Genomic DNA, 22,392 nt, shown 5'->3' with positions numbered 1-22,392 from the left:
ATTCATTGTAATGTTTGCAGTAGGAAATTTAGTTGCTGCACAGGATACTACACGGGTTTCTCAAGCATTGAAATCTGCTGCAAAACTGAAAAAAGCGGTAGAGAAAAATGATAATAAAGGCGTTGCAGATACCTATGTGGGGATGGCCAATGATTATTACAATCAGGGGAATTATGCCAAAAGTGAGGAGTTTCTCATTAAGGCTAAAAATATTTATCAAAACCTCAACGATAAAAAAAGCCTTGAAGCAGTTACAAGAAAACTAGCTCAATCACAGGAGAAACAAAATAAAATAGCTCCTGCCATTAGCAATTATAGCATGGCTGCACAGATGGGGTATAATGAGAAAAGTAAAGTAATTAATGCCAACGATGTAGCAAGGCTCTCTTCTCCTTCAGCGGAACAGAAGGTGGAAGCAATCCAGAATAATATTAATCTTAGCAAAAAAGGAAACGAACAAGCTGACCTGGCAGAAAGTTATAGCCAGTTGGCAGAAGTGAACCTACAGCAGAAAGATGTTTCTAAAGCAGAAGAGAATCTTACAAACGCCTATACAATTTCCAAAAGAGAAGCTCCTCAACAGGCCTTACAAATTAATCAGAAATTAACCAATCTGTATGTTGAGCACAAAAACTTTGATAAAGCGATTGAAGCTAAAAAGAAAGTTCTAAAAGAAGATTTTGTAAAAGAAAACTCTCAGGAAAAGGTTAATCAAATCCAGGAACTAGCCGATATTTATATTAAAAAAAATGATAAAGAGGAGGCCATGGGCTTATTAAAAAACGCTTATGGAATTGCTTTAGAAAAGGGACATACTCTGGAGGCACAGAAAAGTGTGAAGAAATTGGACAGTCTTTATACTATTTCAGGAAATACAGATGCTTCCGTTCAGTTGTATAGGGATTTTTTAGGAAAATTACCGGATTTGGTATCTAAGGACAGAAGCTTGGTTGATAATAAGATTCTGGAAGATACAGAGCAAAGAATATCTCAACTGGAAAAAGAAAAAGAGTTGAAAGATGAGCTTATTCGCAAAAAAAATGTTTTCAATTATAGCCTGATTGGAGCTTTGATTTTATTGATCGGGTTGATTGCTTTCATTTTCAGAACCTTGAAAAAAGTCCAGATTAAAAATAAAAAGATTGCTCTTCAATCTCTTCGGCGTGAGATGAACCCCCACTTTATTTTCAACAGTCTGAACAGTGTCAATCATTTTATAGCTACTAATAATGAATTGGAAGCCAATCAATATTTGACCAAATTTTCTAAGCTAATGCGTGGGGTAATGGAAAACTCTACAGAAGACTTCATTCCCTTCCAACAGGAATTGGATTTGCTTCAAAACTATCTTGCCTTAGAAAAAACACGTTTTGCAGATAAATTTGATTATGAAGTGGACGTAGATGAAAATCTTAATATGCAAAGCTTGCAGGTTCCCGGTATGCTTGTTCAGCCGTTTCTGGAAAATGCAATATGGCATGGACTTCGTTACAGAATGGAAAAAGGTTTTTTAAAATTAAATTTTGAAAAAAACGAAAGACATTTAGAAATCACTATTGAAGATAACGGAATAGGAATTGAAGAAAGTAAAAAGCAGAAGACCCATCATCAAAAGACAAGGGAAGGTAGAGGAATGAAAAACACACTGGAAAGAATTCAATTGCTGAATGATCTGTATAAAAAGGATATTACCTGTTCTGTAAAAGATAAAGAAAACAATAGCGGAGTATTGGTCACTATCAAAATTAATCTGGGATAATTTTAAAAGCAGAACAGTAGAATACCTAAAGTAAATTTCTGTTAATATCTAATCTAATGAAAATAAAAGCTGTAATTGTTGACGACGAAACCATCGCAAGAGAAGTGTTGAGAAGTTATCTTACCAAATACTGCCCACAAGTTGAATTGCTGGGGGAAGCAGAGAATATCAAGGAAGCTGTACCTCTTATTACGGAAAAACAACCTCAATTGGTGTTTCTGGATGTAGAAATGCCTTTTGGAAATGCTTTTGACGTATTGGAAGCAACCAAAGAATTTTCTTATGAAACCATTTTCATTACTGCATTTTCTCAATATTCTTTGCAGGCTTTAAATAAATCTGCGAGTTACTATATTTTAAAGCCAATCGATATTCAGGAACTTATTTTAGCTGTGAATAAAGTGGCGGAGAGTCTTGAGAAAAAGGATGAACTCAACCGAAATAAAATTTTGCTCGAAAACTTAAAGGTAAAACCTGAAAAACAGCAGCTTATTTTACCAACTTTACAAGGTTTTGATGTCGTGAAAACAGAAGACATTATAAGACTTCAGGCTGATGGAAACTTTACACAGGTCTATCTTACTGACGGTTCAAAGAAGATGGTATGCAGGTTTTTAAAGCATTTTGACGACCTGTTGGAAAATCCTTTTGTAAGAGTACATCGTTCTCACATTATCAATACAGGTTTTGTGAAATCTTATCATAAAAGTGGAACTGTAATGCTTATTGACGATACGGAAATCGAGGTATCCGGTGGTTTTAAAGATAACTTTCTGAAAGTTTTCTCATAGAATTTATCGTTCCTTAACAGCCTAAAGGCATTATTTTTGACGTTTTTTTGTAGTTACCCTAAATATTTTTGTTATGAAATCGCCATGATTTGCAAACACAAACCCCTATGAAGATGATGCGATTCCATATGATCTTTAAAAAACAATAAATATCTACATATGAAAACGATTCACAAAATTATAGTCCCCGTCTCGTTGGGAGCATTGGCTTATCTCGCTTTTCATTCATATTCGGTAGGAATTCCCAGAGGAGCAGTTGCAGTAAAAGATTTTGATATTAAAAAATACCTTGGAAGATGGTATGAAATTGCTCGTTTTGATTATAAGTTTGAGAAAAACATGGATAATGTCACTGCAGAATATCTCGAGAAATCTGATGGGACCATCAGGGTAGTTAATAAAGGCTATAATTACTTAAAAAAGGTATGGGAAGAATCTATAGGAGAAGCAAAATTTGTGAAAAATATTACCGAAGCACGTCTGAAAGTGTCTTTTTTTAAACCATTTTGGGCAGGGTATAATGTGATTGATATTGATGAAGAATATCAGTACGCCTTGGTAACGGGAAGCAGCCTAAAATATCTTTGGATTTTATCTCGTACCACAACTATTCCTGAAAGTATCCGACAAAGATTCATAGAAAAGGCAAAGAGGATAGGATATAATACGAATGATTTAATTTGGGTGAAGCATAATTAATAGGGCAAAGAAAGCTGAAAAAGAGAAGAAAGCAAATGTGTAAAATAATCTCATCGTTGTACGATTTTATTGGCGTATCATAGCTGAGGTAAATTCTTTACAATCTTAGCTTTTTCAGCTTCCTTTACTCTATCAGCTGTTAAGGTATTCTTTCCATTCTTCAAAACGATGATCAATAACCTGTTTCATTAGGTCATAGTTTTCATAGGTATCCTCAATATGATAGAATGTTTCATATTCATAGTCATTTTCTTCTGCCTTAGCATCAAAAATATTTACATAATCATCAGCAAATGAGCTGTATCTGTTCCCGAAATCGGTGTCATCAGCATAATAGTCTTTGGCGAAGCTATTTCCCAGATCATTCAGATCATATTCGGAAAATTTTCCGTCGCAAGAATCCATGATAAATTCAGCTCCCGTAATCTCTCTTCGTTTTACTTTTTCAATTTCCGTTTCATGATCTTCTTTCAGCTCATCGGAAATCAGATTATTGTGAATGCACCAGTTTAAGAACATTCCCGTATGTGTTGCTCCGTTTTTTTGAGGAAGTCCCTCAGGAAAATCACCACCATAATGCCATGAAGCATCATCATATTTAGACATCATTTTAAATTATAGTTTTAAACAATTTTTGCCAAAAATAGAAAAAATCATTTTATGTTGCCGTAGCCAAGGATTTTTCCGTCATTTGCAGGAGAATTTTTTCAAGAATTTAATATATGGAAAAAGCGGTTCTGATTACCATTGGAGATGAAATCCTTTCCGGAAATACGATAGATACCAATTCTAATTTTATTGCCTCTGAGCTGAAGAATATAGGCATAAAAGTTTCGCAAATAATTACGATTTCAGACGAAATAGAAACGATTAAAAATACATTAAGTGCTGCTTTTGAATTGGGCGACTTAATTATTACAACAGGAGGACTTGGTCCTACCAGAGATGATAAGACCAAAAAAGCATTAGCAGAGTTTTTTAATGATGAAATTGCCCTGGATGAGTTTACTTTTAACCATTTGAAAGGATATATGGAAAGACGCGGACGTCTTGAAATTCTGGAAAGAAATAAAGAACAGGCTTTTGTTCCTACAAAATCTGTCGTTTTTCAAAATCATTACGGAACGGCACCTTGTATGATGATGGAACAGAATGGGAAGTTGTCTTTTAGTCTTCCGGGAGTTCCTTATGAGGTAAAACCATTGATTAAAGACCAGATTGTACCTTATTTGAAGGAAAAATTTAAACTTAATTATATTCACTCCAGGATTGTTTCTGTAGTGGGAATTCCTGAGAGTATTTTGGCAGATACTATTGAGAAATGGGAGCTTGCTCTTCCGGAAAATATATCATTGTCATATCTTCCTGTGGGAACCCGCGTTAAGTTAAGATTAACTGCTTCTGGTGAAAATGAAGCAGCTTTAAAACAGCAAACAGAAAATGAGGTTCAGAAACTGCTACCTTTAATAAAGGATAATGTCATTGCCGTATTCGAAGATAAGATTGAAAATATTCTGGCAGAAATGCTTACAGAAAGAAAATTAACCATTTCCACTGCAGAAAGCTGTACAGGAGGTGAATTGGCGAAAATGCTTACTTCGGTTTCCGGGAGCTCAAAATATTTTCTTGGGGGTATTGTAGCATATGCCACAGAGAAGAAAATCCGGATTTTAAATGTTTCAAAAGAAACTGTACATCAATTTACCGTGGTGAGTGAGCAGGTAGCACAAGAAATGGCAAAAGGATGTCAGGAATTATTTGATACTCATATTGCTCTTTCTACGACTGGCGTTGCCGGCCCGGGAAAGGGGGAAGACGGTAAAGAGGTGGGTACTGTTTATTATACAATTCGGATAAATGATCAGGAAATGACCTCGAAATTATACATGCCTCATCTTGAAAGACTTGATTTTATGAATTTTGTTTCCCAAAAGGTGATTCAGGATTTGGTAGGACTTCTTATCAATAGTTAATAATTCATTTTTTTAATTTTTTTTTAATTAATTTTAATATGGTTTTTCACACTTTTTGAAAACCATTCACTAAAATTTCATAAACGTGGAAAATTCCAAACAAATCTTTCAGACCAACAGCAAGAAACGTTGGAAAAGTGTACAGTGGGGAAGCCGATTTTTTATCTTTATCGCGGTGCTTCTTCTTCTTGCTTTGGGACTGATGATGACACTGGACAGAAGTCCGAAAATTCCTTTTAAGGAAGACTATAAGGCTGTAATTACGGCCAACAAACCCTATCTTCAGGAGAATAAAATTTCCAAAGAATATAAAGGTTTCAGAAGTTTTATTTCTGAAAAAACAATCCATACCAACCTTGCCAAAATCGAAAAGGCAAGAGCAGAAAGATTTAAGAATCAAAACAGAAACTGGGCACAGTTTCCCGGAGGAATCCGTTCAGCTTTCTATGTTGCATGGGATCCGCAGTCTTTGATGTCTTTAAAGAGAAACATCAGACACATCAACCTTGTGTTTCCCGAATGGTTTTTTCTTGATCCTAAAACCGGGGATTTAAAAACCAATGTAGACCCTGAAGGATATAAGATTATTAAAAGAACAGGTGTCGCAGCAATGCCGATGCTGAGTAATAACTTTGATAGAGAGTTCCGTTCTGAAGGATTGGTGAAAGTGCTTAACGACCCACAGAAGAGAACCAACCTGATTCAAAAAATAACCCAGCAATGTAAAAAATATAATTTCAAAGGGATCAATATCGATTTTGAAGATATGAATCTGGATTCTGACGTTAACCTGATTGCTTTTATGAAGGAACTTTCAGAAACTTTTAAAAAGAATCAGCTATTGGTGACTATGGATATCATGACGGATAATGATGATTATAATATCCAAAACTTAGATCCTTATGTAGATTATTTTGTGTTGATGGCTTATGATGAGTATTCTCCGGATAGTGATGCAGGACCGGTTTCTTCCCAAAAATGGATAGAGGCTCAGACAGGTAAAATGGTCAAAAAAACATCTCCTCATAAAATTATTCTGGGGTTAGGTGCCTATGGCTATGACTGGAGTTCCAATAAGGATGACAATACCTCTGTTACTTATATGCAGGCCATTACAAAAGCAAGTGCCAGCAAAGCGGTTATTGATTTTAATGATAATACTTTTAACTTAAATTATTCCTATACCGATTCTAAAAATAATATGCATACCGTATTCTTTAATGATGCGGCATCCATTTTCAATACAATGCGTTTTTCTTCAGAATATCCATTAGCAGGAACAGCTCTTTGGAGATTAGGAAGTGAAGACAGCAGAATCTGGAATTTTTATGATAAAGATCTCACATTTGCCGGCCTTTCCAAACTTAACTTGAAAACACTGGAAAATGTAAAAGGCCAGACTATGGTGGATTATATAGGAGATGGTGAAGTTTTGGATGTATTGAATACCCCTCATGATGGAAAAATTGCCGTGGAAATTGATCCAAAAGAGAAAATCATTACAGATGAAAACTACATTACTTACCCAAGTTCTTATGAGGTGAAAAAGTATGGAAGTGCTCCTCAGAAAGAACTGGTATTAACCTTTGACGATGGGCCGGATGAAACTTATACCCCTCAGGTATTGGATGTCTTGTCCAAATATCATGTTCCTGCTGCGTTCTTTTTAGTAGGTTTAAATGCAGAAAAGAACCTTCCATTGGTTAAAAGAATTTATCGAGAAGGTCATGAAATCGGAAATCACACTTTCACCCATGAGAATGTGGCCAAAGTAAGTCCGGAAAGAGCTCTGCTTGAATTAAAACTGACGAGACTATTAATAGAATGTATAACAGGGCACAGTACTATTTTGTTCAGAGCTCCTTATAATGCCGACTCAGAGCCTACCACTTCGGAAGAAATTATTCCTGTAGCATTGGCAAGACAGCAAAACTATCTGGATATCGGAGAAAATATTGACCCGGAAGACTGGCAACCTGGAATAAAAGCAGATGAAATTGTAAAACGTGTACTTGACGGAATCAAAAAGCAGAGAGGAAATATTATCTTACTTCACGATGCCGGTGGTGATACCAGAGAAGAAACAGTAAAAGCATTGAAAATTTTAATTCCAATGCTACAAAAACAAGGGTATCACTTTACCAATCTGACCAGTATTTTGCATAAAAGTAAAAATGAATTAATGCCGGAAGTACCGAAAACGAAATCATATTATGTGATGCAGCTTAACCTGGTATTGGCTACTGCAATTTATGGAATAAGCCACTTCCTGGTTGCTTTATTTACCATTTTCATTGTATTGGGGTTGATAAGATTATTGTTAATGGCTTATTGGGCTTTTAAAGAAAGAAAAAAAGAAAAAAAATTAGGTGAATTTCCAATTCAGGAATCTTATCCGAAAGTCTCCATCATTGTACCGGCTTATAATGAAGAAGTGAATATTGTTTCATCATTACAAAACTTGTTGAAACAAACTTATCCTAACTTCGATATTATTATGGTGGATGACGGAAGTAAAGATTCTACCTATGCAAAAGCAAAAGAAGCATTTCCGAATCACCCGAAACTTAAAATACTCACCAAAGCAAACGGAGGAAAAGCCACAGCTCTTAATTTTGGTATTTCACAAACCGATGCTGAATATGTAGTGTGTATTGATGCAGATACAAAATTGCAACAGGATGCTGTAAAATATCTCATTGCAAGATTTTTAAATGCAAGCCCTGAAGAAAAAATTGCCGCTGTAGCCGGAAATGTGAAGGTAGGAAATACCGTAAACTGGCTTACAAAATGGCAAGCGATAGAATATACGACAAGTCAGAATTTTGATAGGCTGGCGTATGCTAATATCAATGCAATTACAGTAATTCCGGGTGCTATCGGAGCATTCAAAAGATCAGTAATTACTGAGGTCGGAGGATATTCTTCAGATACGTTGGCCGAAGATTGTGATATAACAGTGAAAATACTGAGAGAAGGATACACTGTAGCTAATGAAAACAGTGCCGTAGCTGTGACAGAAGCTCCTGAAACAGTAAAACAATTTTTGAAACAACGTTTCCGTTGGACCTATGGAATCATGCAAATGTTCTGGAAACAGAGACAAACTTTCCTTAACCCCAAATATAAAGGATTGGGACTTTGGGCAATGCCGAATATTTTGTTATTCCAATACATTATACCATTCTTCTCACCAATGGCGGATGTGATTATGCTCTTAGGAATTTTATCCGGAAACGGAAGTAAAATATTTACCTATTACCTGTTATTCCTTTTGGTGGATGCTTCCTTAGCATTTATAGCATTCATCATGCAACGGGAAAAACTAACGAATTTGTTGTATATCATTCCGCAGAGATTCGGGTACAGATGGCTGATGTATATTGTATTGTTTAAAAGTTTAAGAAAAGCATTGAAAGGCGAAATGCAGTCCTGGGGATTCCTGAAAAGAACAGGGAATGTAAAAGAGATAACATCTTCTTAATATTTGTTTAAATTTGTTTCTCAAAAAAGTAACAAATACTAAATAAATTATACATATTCCATAAATTGTTATCATAATGAAAAAAATAACGCTTTCTTTGTTTCTAATAGCAGGGATCTGCTCTCAAACTACCATGAGTGCACAAGCAAAAGCTGTAAAAACAGCTGTTAATAGTACGGATAAAGGCTTAGACCTTAGTTTGATGGACACTTCAGTACGTCCACAGGATGATTTTTATAACTATGTGAGCGGAACTTGGATGAAAACAGCTAAAATTCCGTCCGACAAGCCAACGTGGGGAAGCTTCAATAAATTAGCAGAGGATACGGATAACAATTCCATGACCATTCTGAATTCTCTTTTGAAAGATAAGTTTACGGATGGAAGTGAAGGTAAAAAAATCCAGGACCTGTATGCTACTTATATGAACATGCAGAAGAGAAATGCTGACGGTATCAAACCAATCCAGGAAAACCTGAATAAAATTGATGCAATCAAAAACCTTGCAGACCTTCAGAACTATATGGTTTCTGTGACAAAAGAAGGGGAAAACGTTCTTTATGGATGGGGCATCGATGCAGACCTTAAAGATTCTAAAATGAATGCTGTTTATTTAGGAAACGCTTCTTTAGGATTAGGAAGAGATTATTATCAAAAAGTTAATGACAAAAACACAGAAGCTATTGCTGAATATCAAAAATATGTAGCTTCTATGTTAAAAGAGTTAGGCTATAAAAATGCTGATGAAGTAGCAAAAGGAATTGTTGGATATGAGAAAAGCATTGCGCAAACTTATTTGACCAACGAGCAAAGCCGTGATAATACGCTTCAGTATAACCCTAAGACGATGGCAGAACTTTCTGCTTTGGTAAAAGGTATTGATCTTCCTGCTTATCTTAAAAAAGTTGGAGTAAATACAGATAAAGTGATTATCGGAGAATTAGGTTATTATAAAAACTTCGATAAATTGGTGAACGCACAAAATCTTCCTTTAATCAAGGATTATTTAAAGTTTAATATGATCAATGGAAGCGCTTCTTACCTAAGCGAAAAATTAGGAGATATGAAGTTTGCTTTCTACGGAAAATATTTAAGAGGCCAGCAAGAACAAAGAGCCCTTAACAAGAGAGGTTTTGAGGTAATCAACAGAAACCTTGGAGAAGCTTTCGGAAAATTATATGTTGAGAAATACTTCCCTGCAGAAGCTAAGGCTCAAATGGTGGAGCTGATCGATTATTTAAAGAAAAGCTTTGCTGTTCATATCAACAACTTAGCTTGGATGTCCGCTACCACTAAGGAAAAAGCAATGCAGAAATTGAATAAATTCACTGTAAAAGTAGCTTATCCTGATAAATGGAAAGATTATTCGAAATTAGAAATCATTCCTGAAGCTAAAGGAGGAACATTATATAAAAACCTTCAGAACGTTTCCGAGTGGCAGTACAATAAAGACTTAGCTAAAATTGGTAAGCCGGTTGATAAAACAGAATGGGGGATGACTCCACAAACGGTAAACGCTTACTACAACCCGGTAAACAACGAAATTGTATTCCCAGCAGCTATTCTTCAACCTCCATTCTTCAACCCTCAGGCTGATGCAGCTGTAAACTTTGGAGGAATCGGAGCTGTTATCGGTCATGAAATGAGCCACGGATTTGATGATTCTGGGGCGCAGTTTGACGCAGATGGTAACTTGGTAGACTGGTGGACTCCTGAAGATAAAGCGAACTTTGAAAAGGCTACAAAAGCTCTTGCTTCTCAATATGACAAATACGAGCCGGTGAAAGGTACTTTTGTAAACGGTACATTCACAAATGGTGAGAATATTGCTGACTTAGGTGGGGTAAACATTGCCTACGACGCTCTTCAAATGTATTTAAAAGATAAAGGAAACCCTGGAAAAATCAGTGGATTCTCTCAGGATCAGAGATTCTTCCTAAGCTGGGCAACTGTTTGGAGAACTTTATCCAGCGAAAAATACATGATCAACCAAGTGAAGACAGATCCGCATTCTCCGGGTTATTTCAGAAGCTTCGGTCCGCTGATCAATGTTGATTCTTTCTATAAAGCATTCGATGTGAAAAAAGGAGACAAATTATATAAAGCTCCGGAAGACAGAATTAAAATCTGGTAAAAATGCAAACCGTTCAGCAATGAACGGTTTTTGTTTTTTAATGAAGGAGAAATATATCAATAGGAGCGGACTTTAGTCCGCTTACAATAAAAAATTAAAATCGTATGGCTTTAGCCGAAACTTAAAATTAAGTGTTATCAACTTATATCTAATCCTGTCTTTTTCGTCTCGTATTTTAAACGCTATTATTGAAGACTTTTCATCATTTGTCAATTACCCTTTATCACTTATCGTTAAAGTTTGTATATTTGATACGTTTGTGTAAAATCAAAAATTATCTTTAATGAAAAAGCTAAATATTGGAATACTTGCCCTTTCGGGTATTGTATTTCTAAATTCGTGTGGTGCGGCGAAGACTGCAGGGACAGATACAAAAGCTGATGCTACGGCCACTGTGGTAAAACCGGTAAAAGAAGAAGTGAAAGAGGAGGGAATCAATTTATCTTATATGGATACAAATGTCCGTCCGCAGGATGACTTTTTTAGCTATGTGAACGGAAATTGGGTGAAAACCACTCAGATTCCTTCAGATAAAGCAAGCTGGGGGTCTTTCAATGCTTTGAGAGAAAATGTAGATGATGCTTCATTGGATATCTTAAACAAAATTCTTACTGAATCCTATTCAGAAGGATCAGAAGGACAAAAAATACAAAATTTATATGCTTCTTTTATGGATACCAATAAAAGGAATGCAGAAGGTTTAGCTCCTATCAAAGGAGATTTGGCAAAAATAGATGCTATTAAAAATCTTAATGATTTACAAAAATACCTTTTAGAAGCAACAAAATTAGGTGATAATTCCTTCTATGGATGGAGAGTAGGTGCCGATATGAAGAATTCTAAAATGAATGCAGTATATCTGGGCGGACCTGATCTTGGATTAGGAAGAGACTATTACCAAAAAGTGAATGAAGCAAACACTAAAACTTTAGCAGAATATCAGACTTATGTGGGTAAATTATTCGGAGTTTTAGGATATAAGAATTCAACTCAGGCAGCACAGAATGTCGTAGACTTTGAAAAACAACTGGCTAATAATCTATTAACTCTTGAGCAGAACAGAGATGCCAATCTAAGGTATAATCCTAAAAATGTATCTGAACTATCAGGTCTGGTGAAGAATGTTGACCTTGCAAAATATCTGAAAGATGCCAATGTGAATACAGACAGAGTGATCATTGGAGAATTGAAATATTACCAGAATATGGATCAGTTTGTGACGCAGAAAAATCTTCCTTTATTAAAAGATTATTTGAAATATCATTTAATTAACGGAAATGCAAGCAACTTAGATGATAATTTGGAGCAGATCAGATTCGATTTTTATTCAAAATATCTGCAAGGACAAAAAGAACAACGCCCAATGAATAAGAGAGGGTTAAGTCTTGTAAATGGTGTGCTTGGTGAGGCTTTTGGAAAGTTATATGTTGAAAAATATTTTACTCCTGAGGCAAAACAGCAAATGGAAACGTATATTGATTATCTTTTAAAATCATTCAAAACCCATATTGCAAATATAGACTGGATGTCTCCTGAAACAAAAGTGAAAGCTCAGGAAAAACTGTCCAAATTTACTGTGAAAATCGCTTATCCTGATAAATGGAAAGACTATTCAAAATTAAAAGTGGAATCTCCAAAACAAGGAGGTACATTATATTCTAATCTCCAGAATGTTGCTGCTTGGCAATATCAAAAAAATCTGGATAAAATAGGGAAACCTGTTGACAAGACAGAATGGGGAATGACGCCACAAACGGTAAATGCATACTATAGCGGTTCAAACAATGAGATCGTATTCCCTGCAGCGATTTTACAACCTCCTTTTTACAATCCTAAAGCAGATGCAGCAGTGAATTTCGGAGGAATTGGTGCGGTAATCGGACACGAAATTTCTCATGGATTTGATGATAGCGGTTCCCGTTTTGATGGAGATGGAAATCTTAATAACTGGTGGACAGATGCTGATCGTAAAAATTTCGATGCAAAAGTAGGAGAATTGGCAGCTCAATACAGTGCTTATGAACCGGTAAAAGGCAGCTTTGTAAATGGTAAGTTTACAAGTGGAGAAAATATTGGTGACTTAGGTGGAGTAGCGGTAGCATATGATGCTCTTCAGATGTATCTTAAAGATAAAGGAAATCCGGGTAAGATTAGCGGATTTACTCAGGATCAGAGATTCTTTATGAGCTGGGCGACGGTTTGGAGAACAAAAGCAACCGATCAATATATGATCAACCAGGTGAAAACGGATCCACACTCTCCTGGAACGTTCAGGGCATTTGGACCACTGGTAAACCAGGATTCATTTATCAAAGCATTTGATATTAAGCCGGGGGATAAAATGTATAAAGCTCCTCAGGACAGAATAAAAATTTGGTAACCTTACCAAAAATTGTTAGAAAAGAAAGAATCCGTCTCCATGAAATGTGAGACGGATTCTCTTTTAATATGCTTTTTTATAATTCCGGATGACAAACTTTATTCCGGTTTCTATAATATCTCCCATCGTTTTGCAATATTTGAAATTCACATCATAAGTGAGTTTTTGTAAAGCAGTTCTTAGTTCTATAACATTGGCTTCCGGTGCAATATTTTCTTTTTTCATAATGGAGATGAGCTCATCGAATCTGTTTTTGCTGCTGGTCACTCTTTTTACAATTTGAGAACGCACTTCCTTACGATACTGCTCTATAGAACTGGGCTTTAGTTTTTCCAGGACCATGTTTACCATTGGGTTATTTTCTTTAAAATACTGGGGAAGATAGACTTTCAAATTTCCCTCATAAGTCTGCTGATCAAAATCAATAGGGCGAATTCTGTAAATTACCTGGTCAAAGTCGTGTATAGGAATAACAACATAATTATAAGAACGCATGTCGCCAAGAAGTCCGATGAGGCAACGTTCATTGAATTTCACAAATTCTTTGGAAATCTGAGCTTTTTCCAACTCCGTACAATTGGATAAATGCTTCTGAATAAAGACATCTCCGGGAATTCCCAAAATATGTTCCTCTATTAAAGTATTTCGATATATCAGAAAATTGATTCGGTTGGGAGAAAGCAGATCTTCGAGCTCCAGCCCATATATGCGGGAAGCATCCGCCTGTTTAATATAAAAGTTAGTATAATTATCATTCAGAATATTTCTTACCCGAATTCGGAACGGTTTAGAATTTCCGAAGGTACAAAAGTCGATTGTGTCTACTTTCAGATAGGGTAAAGTAGCTTCATCTCCGTCGGAATGAAGGAGGGTGTAAATCTTATTTAAATTGGCTTCGATTTCTTTAAATTCATATTCAGAATACAATACTCCAAGCCATAAAGTATCTTTGCCTTCTTTATCCAGAATCCTCACACTATCACTAAACCTTAAAAGATCTTCATACAGAAAATGAATTTTGGTGGTTCTGTTATACTTCTCCAAATATTGTTGTAATGCTTCTGAAACTGGAAATATTGGTTTTCTAAAGGCTATTTTTACATCCTTCATGATTCTGTTTGCTTTGTTTAAATATAAAGAATATTTTTCTTCATGCTGAATGATTTAATATTTTAATCTGAATTCGGAATATTTTAATTTAGGTTGGGTACTTTTATAAGAGCAGAGTGTTTAAAGTTTTTATTTTATCTTTTTATGATTTATTTTATTTATTTTTCATAGCTTAGTGACATCGTAAGAGAGTGATTTCATGTTAAATAATTATAGATAAAGTTAAATAACTCAAGAAAAATCTTGACAAAATTTTGTATGTTACAGTTTTTTTTTAAATTTAAACACTGGATTGGTAATTTATTTAATTCATCTGTAAATTACTCAGAAACAGATCCAAATCAAAATCGTAAATCTCAAAATAATAATAATATGGCAATGTTTAACTATGGTGTTGGCGGAAACGAGGTAAAAGTAGACGCTAATGAAGCTATTCAGGAAATACAAGAAAATAAATCACTGATAGTAAGCCAACTTACAACAGACGAATCTTATACCCCTGAAATTGTAACAGGATTAAAAACTGTGGAAGACGTTTTCAAACATTTCCAGCCTTCTGTATCCGTACAACACGAAACAGAAGATGGTGGTGTAGTGGAAGAAGAATTCCGTTTTCAAAATCTTGCGGACTTCACTCCTAAAAGCCTTACTCAAAAGTCAGATTATCTGCAACAATTGAGCATGGAGCAGGAGCAGTACAACAAAATTGTACGTCAGCTGAAAACAAATAAAATTCTAAGAAATATGTTGGAGAACGATCAGACAAGAGCTGCGTTCATTGAGGTATTGAAGGATGTAGCACAAGAACTTGAAAAATAATTAAAGACTTACATTAAATCATGGATAGCAAATTACAGGCACAGGAAAGCCAGCAGCAGGGACAGCAGCAACACTCAGGGCAACCGAAAGGGAACCCGCTTGCAGAGCTCAATAAAATAGGAGGTTTTGGCTTTGTTGAATCCGTTGTAGACGGTATTGCCAATATGAACCCAACAAGAAAAGCAAGAAAGGAAATTTTCCTTAACGACAGCAATAAAGCAGACGAGAGAAAAGAACTTCTTCAAAAGATTAATCTTTGGGTAAGTCTTTTGGAAGGTAACGAACCTGCAGATAAAATGGCTGAAACGTGCAAAAATAAAGCACAACAAGCTGATCAGAACTTAAAAACAAATTTAAAAAATACACTCGACGCCGTTCGTATGTTGGAAACCAACTATAGAACTGTTGCTCAATTCTACAAAAATACAGAATTGGACAAAGTGGATAACGTAAATATTGTTAATGCAAGCCTTGAACAGGTTTCAGATTTGGATAATCCTTTATTCATTGATGCTATTTCTGAAGAATTTAAAAACTATTATGACCGTTTGGATCTTAGAGATAACTATTCAATTCTTGCCATACCAGGATATTTAGGATCTAATAAGGTGATTGAAAAGTGGGCAAAAATCTGTAACGAGAACAAAGTAATGATGGTTACAGACTTCGCCAACCTTGATAAACCGGATGATGTTGTAGATTTATTTCATTCCGCAAACCTTACCGGAGGCGAGCTTCACAGAAGTAACGTGATTATGACATGTAACTGGCTGGTAGGACGTGGAAAAGCTGAAGAAGTAGGAGAAGAAGAAAACGTAGAACTTCCACCTTCCACTTCATTAGCCGGGAAAATTCATAAAACCCTGATGTCTCAGGTAGCAGCAGGTAAAAAACATGGTAACATCAACGAAGTAGACGCTGTGAAATTCGAATTGAAGAAAAGTGAAATTTCTCAATTAGAAAAAATGGGTCTTGTTCCGATGGTTAACGAATACGGAAAGATCATGGCATTCTCTGCGAAAACATTATTCACAGGAGATAATATCGGTCTTCAAACATATTCCGTAGTTCGTGTATTCGACTATGTAACCAAAGTATTATTAGACTTCCTGAACAGAAGAGCTTTTGAAAACTGGAATGCTAAAAATGAAGATGATTTGAGAAGACAAATTGTAACTTTCCTAGATAATATCAAAGGACCGGACAAATTGATCGAGAAATTCAAAATCGTTCGTTTCGAACAGGATAGAGTGAATAAAGACAGAGTATGGCTTGATATCCGTATGACCCCATATTTCCCTACAAAAAGTTTCGTTATTAAATTAGACGGACACAAAGGAGATGATGGTAACGAGTGGGATGCAGAATATTCTCAAGAATAAAAAGACTTATTTTTAATAACAAAAACCGATGCAATTTTTACATCGGTTTTTTTCTACCAATACCTATGAATATTATGATAAATAAAAAACTTGCCATTGTATTGCCCGTCTTATTGATGGTGTTTTTGGTAAGTTGTGAGAAAAAATACCAAAGCCCGGGCCAATACGAAAACGATTTATTTGCTGATGAACGCCAGGAAGGGAAGGCCTACATTATGAATGAGGATGAGTGTTTTGAAGGCAGTGAGCTGGTTATTGCAAGCTCAGATGTAAAGTTGGCAGACAGTTCAAAAGGACGAGGAAAGCCATTTTTTATCTATAAAGTAAGATCCGGAAAGGTATTAAAAACCGTAAGGGATTCCACTATAGAATACCCGGTTCAGTTTTTATCGCCATACAGGCTAAAATTGAAAAGCGATTCTATGTACGTCTATTTGAAAAACCTTGAAGGCTATCGTCTCATTGCCAAAGATAGAAATCTTAAATATCAGTGGCTGAAATCAGCTCCGGTATATGCTGTGAAGAAAAAATAAAATAAGCTTATCTTTGTTCCTTCAAAATAAATGAAGACTAAGATTCTTCAAAAGTTAAATAGATAAAGCTTTTTGGAAAAAAATAGTGTAGCCTCAAACTTTCTTCATGTAGGAAACAGGCTTTTGGCGTGGTATAAGAATAATGCGAGAGATCTGCCTTTCAGACAGACGAAAGACCCTTATAAAATTTGGATTTGTGAAATTGTATTTCAACAGACGAGAATCAATCAGGGATTAAATCATTATAACAATTTCATTAAAAGATTTCCGGATGTAAAAACTTTGGCTGAAGCGGAAGAAAATGAAGTATTGCTATATTGGAAAGGACTAGGCTATTATTCCAGAGCCATCAATATTCATAAAGCTGCTAAGCAGATTATGACCGATTATCAAGGGATATTTCCTTCCCACTATGAAGACATTTTAAAATTAAAAGGAATCGGAAAATACACGGCAGCTGCTGTTTCAAGCATCTGTTTTGGAGGGAAAATGCCGGCTGTTGATGGGAACTTTTACCGTGTATTGAGTCGTCTTTTTGCAGATGATTTTGATATTTCAAGTTCAAAAGCGTTTACCTATTTTTCAGAACTGGCAACCTTAGTTATGCCGGAAAACGTGGGCGATTTTAATCAGGCTATGATGGATCTTGGTTCAGAAATCTGTAAACCTAAAAATCCTCTTTGTGAAGAATGTCCTATCCATAAAGACTGCCTGGCTTTTTCTTTGCAAAAGGTTACCGATTATCCTGTAAAAACAAAAAAGGTAAAAGCTGAAGATCTTGCTCTGACTTATTATTTTGTTCAAAAAGATGAGCAATTTCTCATCCGTCAGAGAGGAGATGATTTTATCTGGAAAAAATTGTTTGAATTTCCATCATCCATTCCAAGTGAAATGGAACCCTATATCATCGGGTCCAAAACAGTTAATCATAAGTTGACTCACAAAAACTTAAGCATTGAAATATTTAATGTAAAAGTGACCTCTGTCAAGGTTTGGAATGATTTTATAGCTGAAAATCAATACCTCATTACAGATATTGAGGGATCCCATGAAAAATCCTTCCCCAAGCCTCTCGAAAATTACATTCAAAACTCTCTGAAAGACTGAAATTTGTCTTCCGAAATCTGAAATCTAATTTGTACTTTTGCAAAATGATAAAAAAAGTCATTTTTATTTTTATATCGCTGCTTTTAATTTCATGTGGAAAAGACCCGGTCCCGAAACCTTACGGAGAACTGCGTCTTGAATATCCTGCACCGAAATATCAAAAGTTTGAAAACAATTGTGCTTATACTTTTGAATATTCAAATTTTGCAAACATTACAGCAGCCAAAAAACCTTGCTGGTACTATTTGAATTATCCAAAAATGAAGGCTAAGGTTTTTGTTACCTATTATCCGATACAAAATGACTTTGCTGAGCACATCAAAGAAGCAGAAAAAATGGTATATGAACATACGATCAAAGCAAGTGCAATAGATACCAAATCCTTTGAGTACCCGGAAAAAAAAGTTTATGGAAATTTCTATGAGCTTAAAGGGCAAAGTGCTTCTAATCTCCAATTTTATATTACAGACAGTACGAAGCATTTCGTTACTGCTTATTTATACTTTAATTCAAGACCTAAACCCGATTCTTTAGCTCCTGCAGTAAACTATATCAAAAACGATATGAAACATCTGCTGGATACTTTTGAATGGAAAAAATAATTCTTTTTAAAATACATTGAAAAATATATGAAACTTTTAGTTGTAGGAAGTGTTGCATTTGATGCAATCGAAACTCCATTTGGTAAAACGGATAAAATCTTAGGAGGTGCAGCCACTTATATTGGGATCACTTCATCTATTTTAGGCGTTAAATCCGGTATCGTTTCTGTAGTAGGGGGAGACTTTCCACAGGAACATCTTGACATGTTCACAGACAGAGAAGTAAACATCGAAGGAATTGAAATCGTAAAAGAAGGAAAAACATTCTTCTGGTCAGGAAAATATCATAACGATTTAAATACCAGAGATACTTTGGCTACAGAAGTAAACGTATTGGAAAACTTTGATCCAAAAATCCCGGATTCAATGCAGGATGCTGAGATTTTATTACTTGGAAACCTACACCCTGGCGTTCAGTTATCAGTACTTGAGAAAATGAATAAGCGTCCTAAGCTTGTTATCCTTGATACGATGAATTTCTGGATGGATTGTGCATTGGATATTTTAATGGATATGATTGCTAAAACTGATGTAATCACGATTAATGATGAAGAGGCACGACAACTTTCAGGAGAATATTCTTTAGTAAAAGCTGCTAAAAAGATTCACACTATGGGTCCTGAATATGTAATCATTAAAAAAGGCGAGCACGGAGCTTTACTTTTCCATGACAATAAAGTATTTGCTATTCCGGCGTTGCCATTAGAAGAAGTTTTCGACCCGACAGGTGCTGGAGATACTTTTGCAGGAGGTTTTGCTGCTTACCTTGCTAAAAAAGGGAAATTCGATTTTGATACCATGAAGTCTGCATTGATCGTAGGTTCTGCAATGGCATCATTTACAGTGGAAAAATTCGGAACAGAAAGGATTCAGGAAGTGCAGGAAGCTGATATGTTTGGCAGATTGAGACAATTCAAGGAATTGACGACATTTGATGTGGAGCTGCAGTAAATAAGTCTTTTTAAGAAATATTTATAATAAAAAATTGAGTAAAATTCGTTAAGAATTCTAAATTTGCAACTTGTTTAAAATAGTAAAATGACAAATAAACTAAAAATCACTTTTCTTCTTGGGGTTTTCATGATGATATTCTCTTCAAATATGATGAATGCTCAGATAAAACAAGGAGATTTAGTGGATGGTATTGCTGCTGTTATTGGAGATGAAATTGTTTTGGAATCTGATGTAAATGAACAGATGAATTATGCAAAACAGCAAGGAGCTTCTCACAACACAGATAAATGTGAGTTCTTAGAAAGTCTGATCAGCAATAAACTTCTTGTATACGAAGCAAAAAAAGATACGCTTATTGAAAACCGTTCTGCAGCGATCAAAGAACAGGCTAATGCAAAATACCGTCAGTTGCTTTCTCAATTTCCGGACGAAAAATCAATGCTTGCCGCTTATAAGTTCAGAAATGGTTATGAAATGAAAAACGCTATCGAAAAGATAGATATAGACCAATATTACGGACAAGCAAAATATCAAAGAGTTACTGATAAAGCCGACGTGACTCCAAATGAAGTTACTGATTTTTATAACCTTTATAAAATGCAGTTGCCACAGGTAAAAGATGAGGTTACTTTAGCGCAAATCATGATGTATCCTAAATTAAGTGAGACCCACAAGCAAGACTTAATTAATAGATTGAAAAAGATCAAGAAGGATATTCTCGGAGGTGAAAGCTTTGAGAGCCAGGCTAGAATTTATTCTGAAGATGAAGGATCTGCTTCCAATGGAGGTTTGTATAAAAACATTACAAAAGGGCAGATGGTGAAGCCTTTTGAAGCTGCGGCATTAAATCTTCAGGATAATGAAATTTCTGAACCTATAGAATCTGAATTCGGATACCATATTATTCAATTGTTGAAGAGATCCGGTAAAGTGTATGATGCAAGACATATTTTGTTAAAAGCTACACCGACAGATGATGAGATCAAAACGGCAAAAGCAAAATTAGATAGTATCAGAGGATTGGTTATGAATGGTAAAATGACATTTAAAGATGCAGCCTTCAAATTCTCAGATGATAAAAGAACTAAATTCAACGCAGGAGTAATCCCGGGCGGAGATGGTTCTGATAAAATTGAAAGAGAAAGTGTTCCTGGATCAATCAGTTATGAATTAGCCGGTTTAAATAAAGGAGATATTACAACTGCTTTTGAAGACGATGACAACAGAAGAAAAGTTGTTAAGATTATTAAACTGGATGATGTTATCCCTGCTCACCAAATTACGCTGGAAACAGACTTTAGCAGAATCAAACAGATGGCGCTGAATAAAAAGAAGAATGAAATGGTTGAAAAGTTTGTAAACTCTAAACTGCCAACGACTTTTATCTCTATTGACGGACGTTATGATAATTGTAATTTCAAGTCCAATTGGAAGAAAGAATCAATTAAAAAATAAAATTAAAACCTTCAGAATTTCTGAAGGTTTTTTTGTGCATAAATTAGCTATATGTAAAATGCTCAAATTAAAAGAGTACACAGCAGATTTTCATAGATATTTGCATATGATTTTTTGATTATGTCTGATTTTCGATTTGTGGTTGATAGTATATAATTTTCCAGTTAAAATTTTTCCCGTAAAATCTTTCTTTTTAGTATTTTTACGCATGAGCAATTTTATAGATTTCAACGCAGCAAAAAAACTTCATGATATGCAGTCCGGTCAAAATAGAATTACACAACTTTTCGATATAAAATATCCAATTATACAGGCAGGGATGATTTGGCATTCCGGTTGGAGATTAGCTTCGGCAGTTTCCAATTGTGGCGGATTGGGATTGATAGGAGCAGGAAGCATGTATCCTGATATTTTAAGGGAAAATATTCAAAAGTGTAAACAGGCAACGGATAAACCTTTTGGGGTGAATGTTCCTATGTTGTATCCTAATATCAATGAAATCGTTCAGATCATTCTTGAAGAAGGAGTTAAAATCGTTTTTACATCTGCCGGAAATCCCAAAACTTATACAGAAACTTTACAAAAAGAGGGATTGAAGGTTGCTCACGTAGTTTCATCTACCAAATTTGCAGTAAAATGTGAAGATGCGGGTGTAGATGCTATTGTTGCCGAAGGTTTTGAAGCCGGAGGGCATAATGGAAGAGATGAAACAACAACGTTTTGTTTGATTCCTAATGTGAAAAAACATATTTCTAAGCCGTTGATTGCAGCAGGAGGAATTGCCTTAGGTTCGCAAATGAAAGCCGCAATGATTTTAGGGGCTGATGGAGTACAGATCGGTTCCCGTTTTGCCGCAACGACTGAAGCCAGCGCCCATGAAAACTGGAAAAAGAAAATCATTGAGTTACAGGAAGGAGATACACATCTTACACTAAAAGAATTGGCTCCTGTGCGAATGGTTAGGAATAAATTCTTTAACGAATTGGAAGAGATTTACCAAAGTGGAAGAAATAAAGAAGCATTAATAGCGTCACTAGGAAGAGCCAGAGCAAAAAAAGGAATGTTTGAAGGGGATATGGAAGAAGGCGAGCTGGAAATAGGACAAGTTTCTGCTTTAATTGATGATATTCTGCCGGTAGAAACTGTTTTCAATCATTTATTGAAAGAATTTGAAGAAACAAAAATGCCAAGTTTCTAAGCTATATAAAAG

The 22,392-nt window shown here is 35.4% G+C and carries 17 protein-coding genes; 15 read left to right on the top strand and 2 right to left on the bottom strand.

The window, feature by feature from the left end:
• Nucleotides 1-10: 10 nt before the first annotated feature.
• From CW752_RS06910 to CW752_RS06900, 3 genes are all read left to right on the top strand, one after another.
• Entirely contained in the window at nucleotides 11-1,759 is a 1,749-nt protein-coding gene (locus CW752_RS06910; protein ID WP_101239022.1) for a histidine kinase, read from the top strand.
• 56 nt (nucleotides 1,760-1,815) lie between these two features.
• On the top strand, nucleotides 1,816-2,550 hold the full coding sequence (locus CW752_RS06905) for a LytR/AlgR family response regulator transcription factor (protein WP_101239021.1): 735 nt from the start codon (nucleotides 1,816-1,818) through the stop codon (nucleotides 2,548-2,550).
• A 159-nt stretch (nucleotides 2,551-2,709) separates the two neighbouring features.
• Nucleotides 2,710-3,249, top strand: a complete 540-nt coding sequence (locus tag CW752_RS06900) for a lipocalin family protein (protein WP_101239020.1) — start codon at nucleotides 2,710-2,712, stop codon at nucleotides 3,247-3,249.
• A 132-nt stretch (nucleotides 3,250-3,381) separates the two neighbouring features.
• Here the strand turns inward: CW752_RS06900 and CW752_RS06895 are convergent, their stop codons facing one another.
• Nucleotides 3,382-3,858, bottom strand: coding sequence for a hypothetical protein (locus CW752_RS06895; protein ID WP_228401656.1), 477 nt, complete (start codon nucleotides 3,856-3,858; stop codon nucleotides 3,382-3,384).
• Between the two features lie 113 nt (nucleotides 3,859-3,971).
• On the opposite strand from CW752_RS06895, the gene CW752_RS06890 reads away from it, so the two are divergent.
• From CW752_RS06890 to CW752_RS06875, 4 genes are all read left to right on the top strand, one after another.
• A complete protein-coding gene (locus CW752_RS06890; protein ID WP_101239018.1) occupies nucleotides 3,972-5,222 on the top strand; it encodes a CinA family nicotinamide mononucleotide deamidase-related protein in 1,251 nt (416 codons plus the stop codon).
• An 85-nt stretch (nucleotides 5,223-5,307) separates the two neighbouring features.
• A complete protein-coding gene (locus CW752_RS06885) occupies nucleotides 5,308-8,706 on the top strand; it encodes a polysaccharide deacetylase family protein (protein ID WP_101239017.1) in 3,399 nt (1,132 codons plus the stop codon).
• 76 nt (nucleotides 8,707-8,782) lie between these two features.
• Entirely contained in the window at nucleotides 8,783-10,840 is a 2,058-nt protein-coding gene (locus CW752_RS06880; RefSeq protein WP_101239016.1) for a M13 family metallopeptidase, read from the top strand.
• A 283-nt stretch (nucleotides 10,841-11,123) separates the two neighbouring features.
• Nucleotides 11,124-13,220 (top strand): M13 family metallopeptidase, encoded by a 2,097-nt coding sequence (locus CW752_RS06875; protein ID WP_101239015.1) that lies wholly within the window; start codon nucleotides 11,124-11,126, stop codon nucleotides 13,218-13,220.
• A 63-nt stretch (nucleotides 13,221-13,283) separates the two neighbouring features.
• On the opposite strand, the gene CW752_RS06870 is transcribed toward CW752_RS06875, so the two are convergent.
• Nucleotides 13,284-14,330, bottom strand: coding sequence for a hypothetical protein (locus CW752_RS06870; protein ID WP_101239014.1), 1,047 nt, complete (start codon nucleotides 14,328-14,330; stop codon nucleotides 13,284-13,286).
• 372 nt (nucleotides 14,331-14,702) lie between these two features.
• Here CW752_RS06870 and CW752_RS06865 point away from each other — a divergent pair, with 372 nt between their 5' ends.
• The 8 genes from CW752_RS06865 (at nucleotide 14,703) to CW752_RS06830 (ending at nucleotide 22,380) form a co-directional block, all read left to right on the top strand.
• Nucleotides 14,703-15,149, top strand: coding sequence for a type VI secretion system contractile sheath small subunit (locus CW752_RS06865; protein WP_185117588.1), 447 nt, complete (start codon nucleotides 14,703-14,705; stop codon nucleotides 15,147-15,149).
• 20 nt (nucleotides 15,150-15,169) lie between these two features.
• The gene (locus CW752_RS06860; protein ID WP_101239012.1) at nucleotides 15,170-16,531 is read left to right on the top strand and encodes a DUF5458 family protein; all 1,362 of its coding nucleotides are present in this window, start codon (nucleotides 15,170-15,172) and stop codon (nucleotides 16,529-16,531) included.
• Nucleotides 16,532-16,605: 74 nt separating this feature from the next.
• Complete coding sequence (locus tag CW752_RS06855) at nucleotides 16,606-17,064, top strand: hypothetical protein (protein WP_228401653.1); 459 nt, start codon at nucleotides 16,606-16,608, stop codon at nucleotides 17,062-17,064.
• A 72-nt stretch (nucleotides 17,065-17,136) separates the two neighbouring features.
• Nucleotides 17,137-18,171, top strand: coding sequence for an A/G-specific adenine glycosylase (gene mutY / locus CW752_RS06850; RefSeq protein WP_101239010.1), 1,035 nt, complete (start codon nucleotides 17,137-17,139; stop codon nucleotides 18,169-18,171).
• A 44-nt stretch (nucleotides 18,172-18,215) separates the two neighbouring features.
• Nucleotides 18,216-18,773: a gliding motility lipoprotein GldD gene (gldD, locus tag CW752_RS06845; protein WP_101239009.1), complete on the top strand. Its 558-nt coding sequence runs from the start codon at nucleotides 18,216-18,218 to the stop codon at nucleotides 18,771-18,773.
• A gap of 27 nt (nucleotides 18,774-18,800) precedes the next feature.
• A complete protein-coding gene (locus CW752_RS06840) occupies nucleotides 18,801-19,724 on the top strand; it encodes a PfkB family carbohydrate kinase (protein WP_101239008.1) in 924 nt (307 codons plus the stop codon).
• A gap of 87 nt (nucleotides 19,725-19,811) precedes the next feature.
• A complete protein-coding gene (locus CW752_RS06835; protein WP_101239007.1) occupies nucleotides 19,812-21,182 on the top strand; it encodes a peptidylprolyl isomerase in 1,371 nt (456 codons plus the stop codon).
• Nucleotides 21,183-21,390: 208 nt separating this feature from the next.
• Nucleotides 21,391-22,380 (top strand): NAD(P)H-dependent flavin oxidoreductase, encoded by a 990-nt coding sequence (locus tag CW752_RS06830; protein WP_228401651.1) that lies wholly within the window; start codon nucleotides 21,391-21,393, stop codon nucleotides 22,378-22,380.
• Nucleotides 22,381-22,392 lie beyond the last annotated feature (12 nt).

Origin of the sequence: Chryseobacterium sp. PMSZPI, from assembly GCF_002835665.1 — a bacterium.
In the GTDB taxonomy this organism is placed as follows: Bacteria; Bacteroidota; Bacteroidia; order Flavobacteriales; family Weeksellaceae; genus Chryseobacterium.
This window is presented reverse-complemented; position numbering and strand designations above follow the sequence as displayed.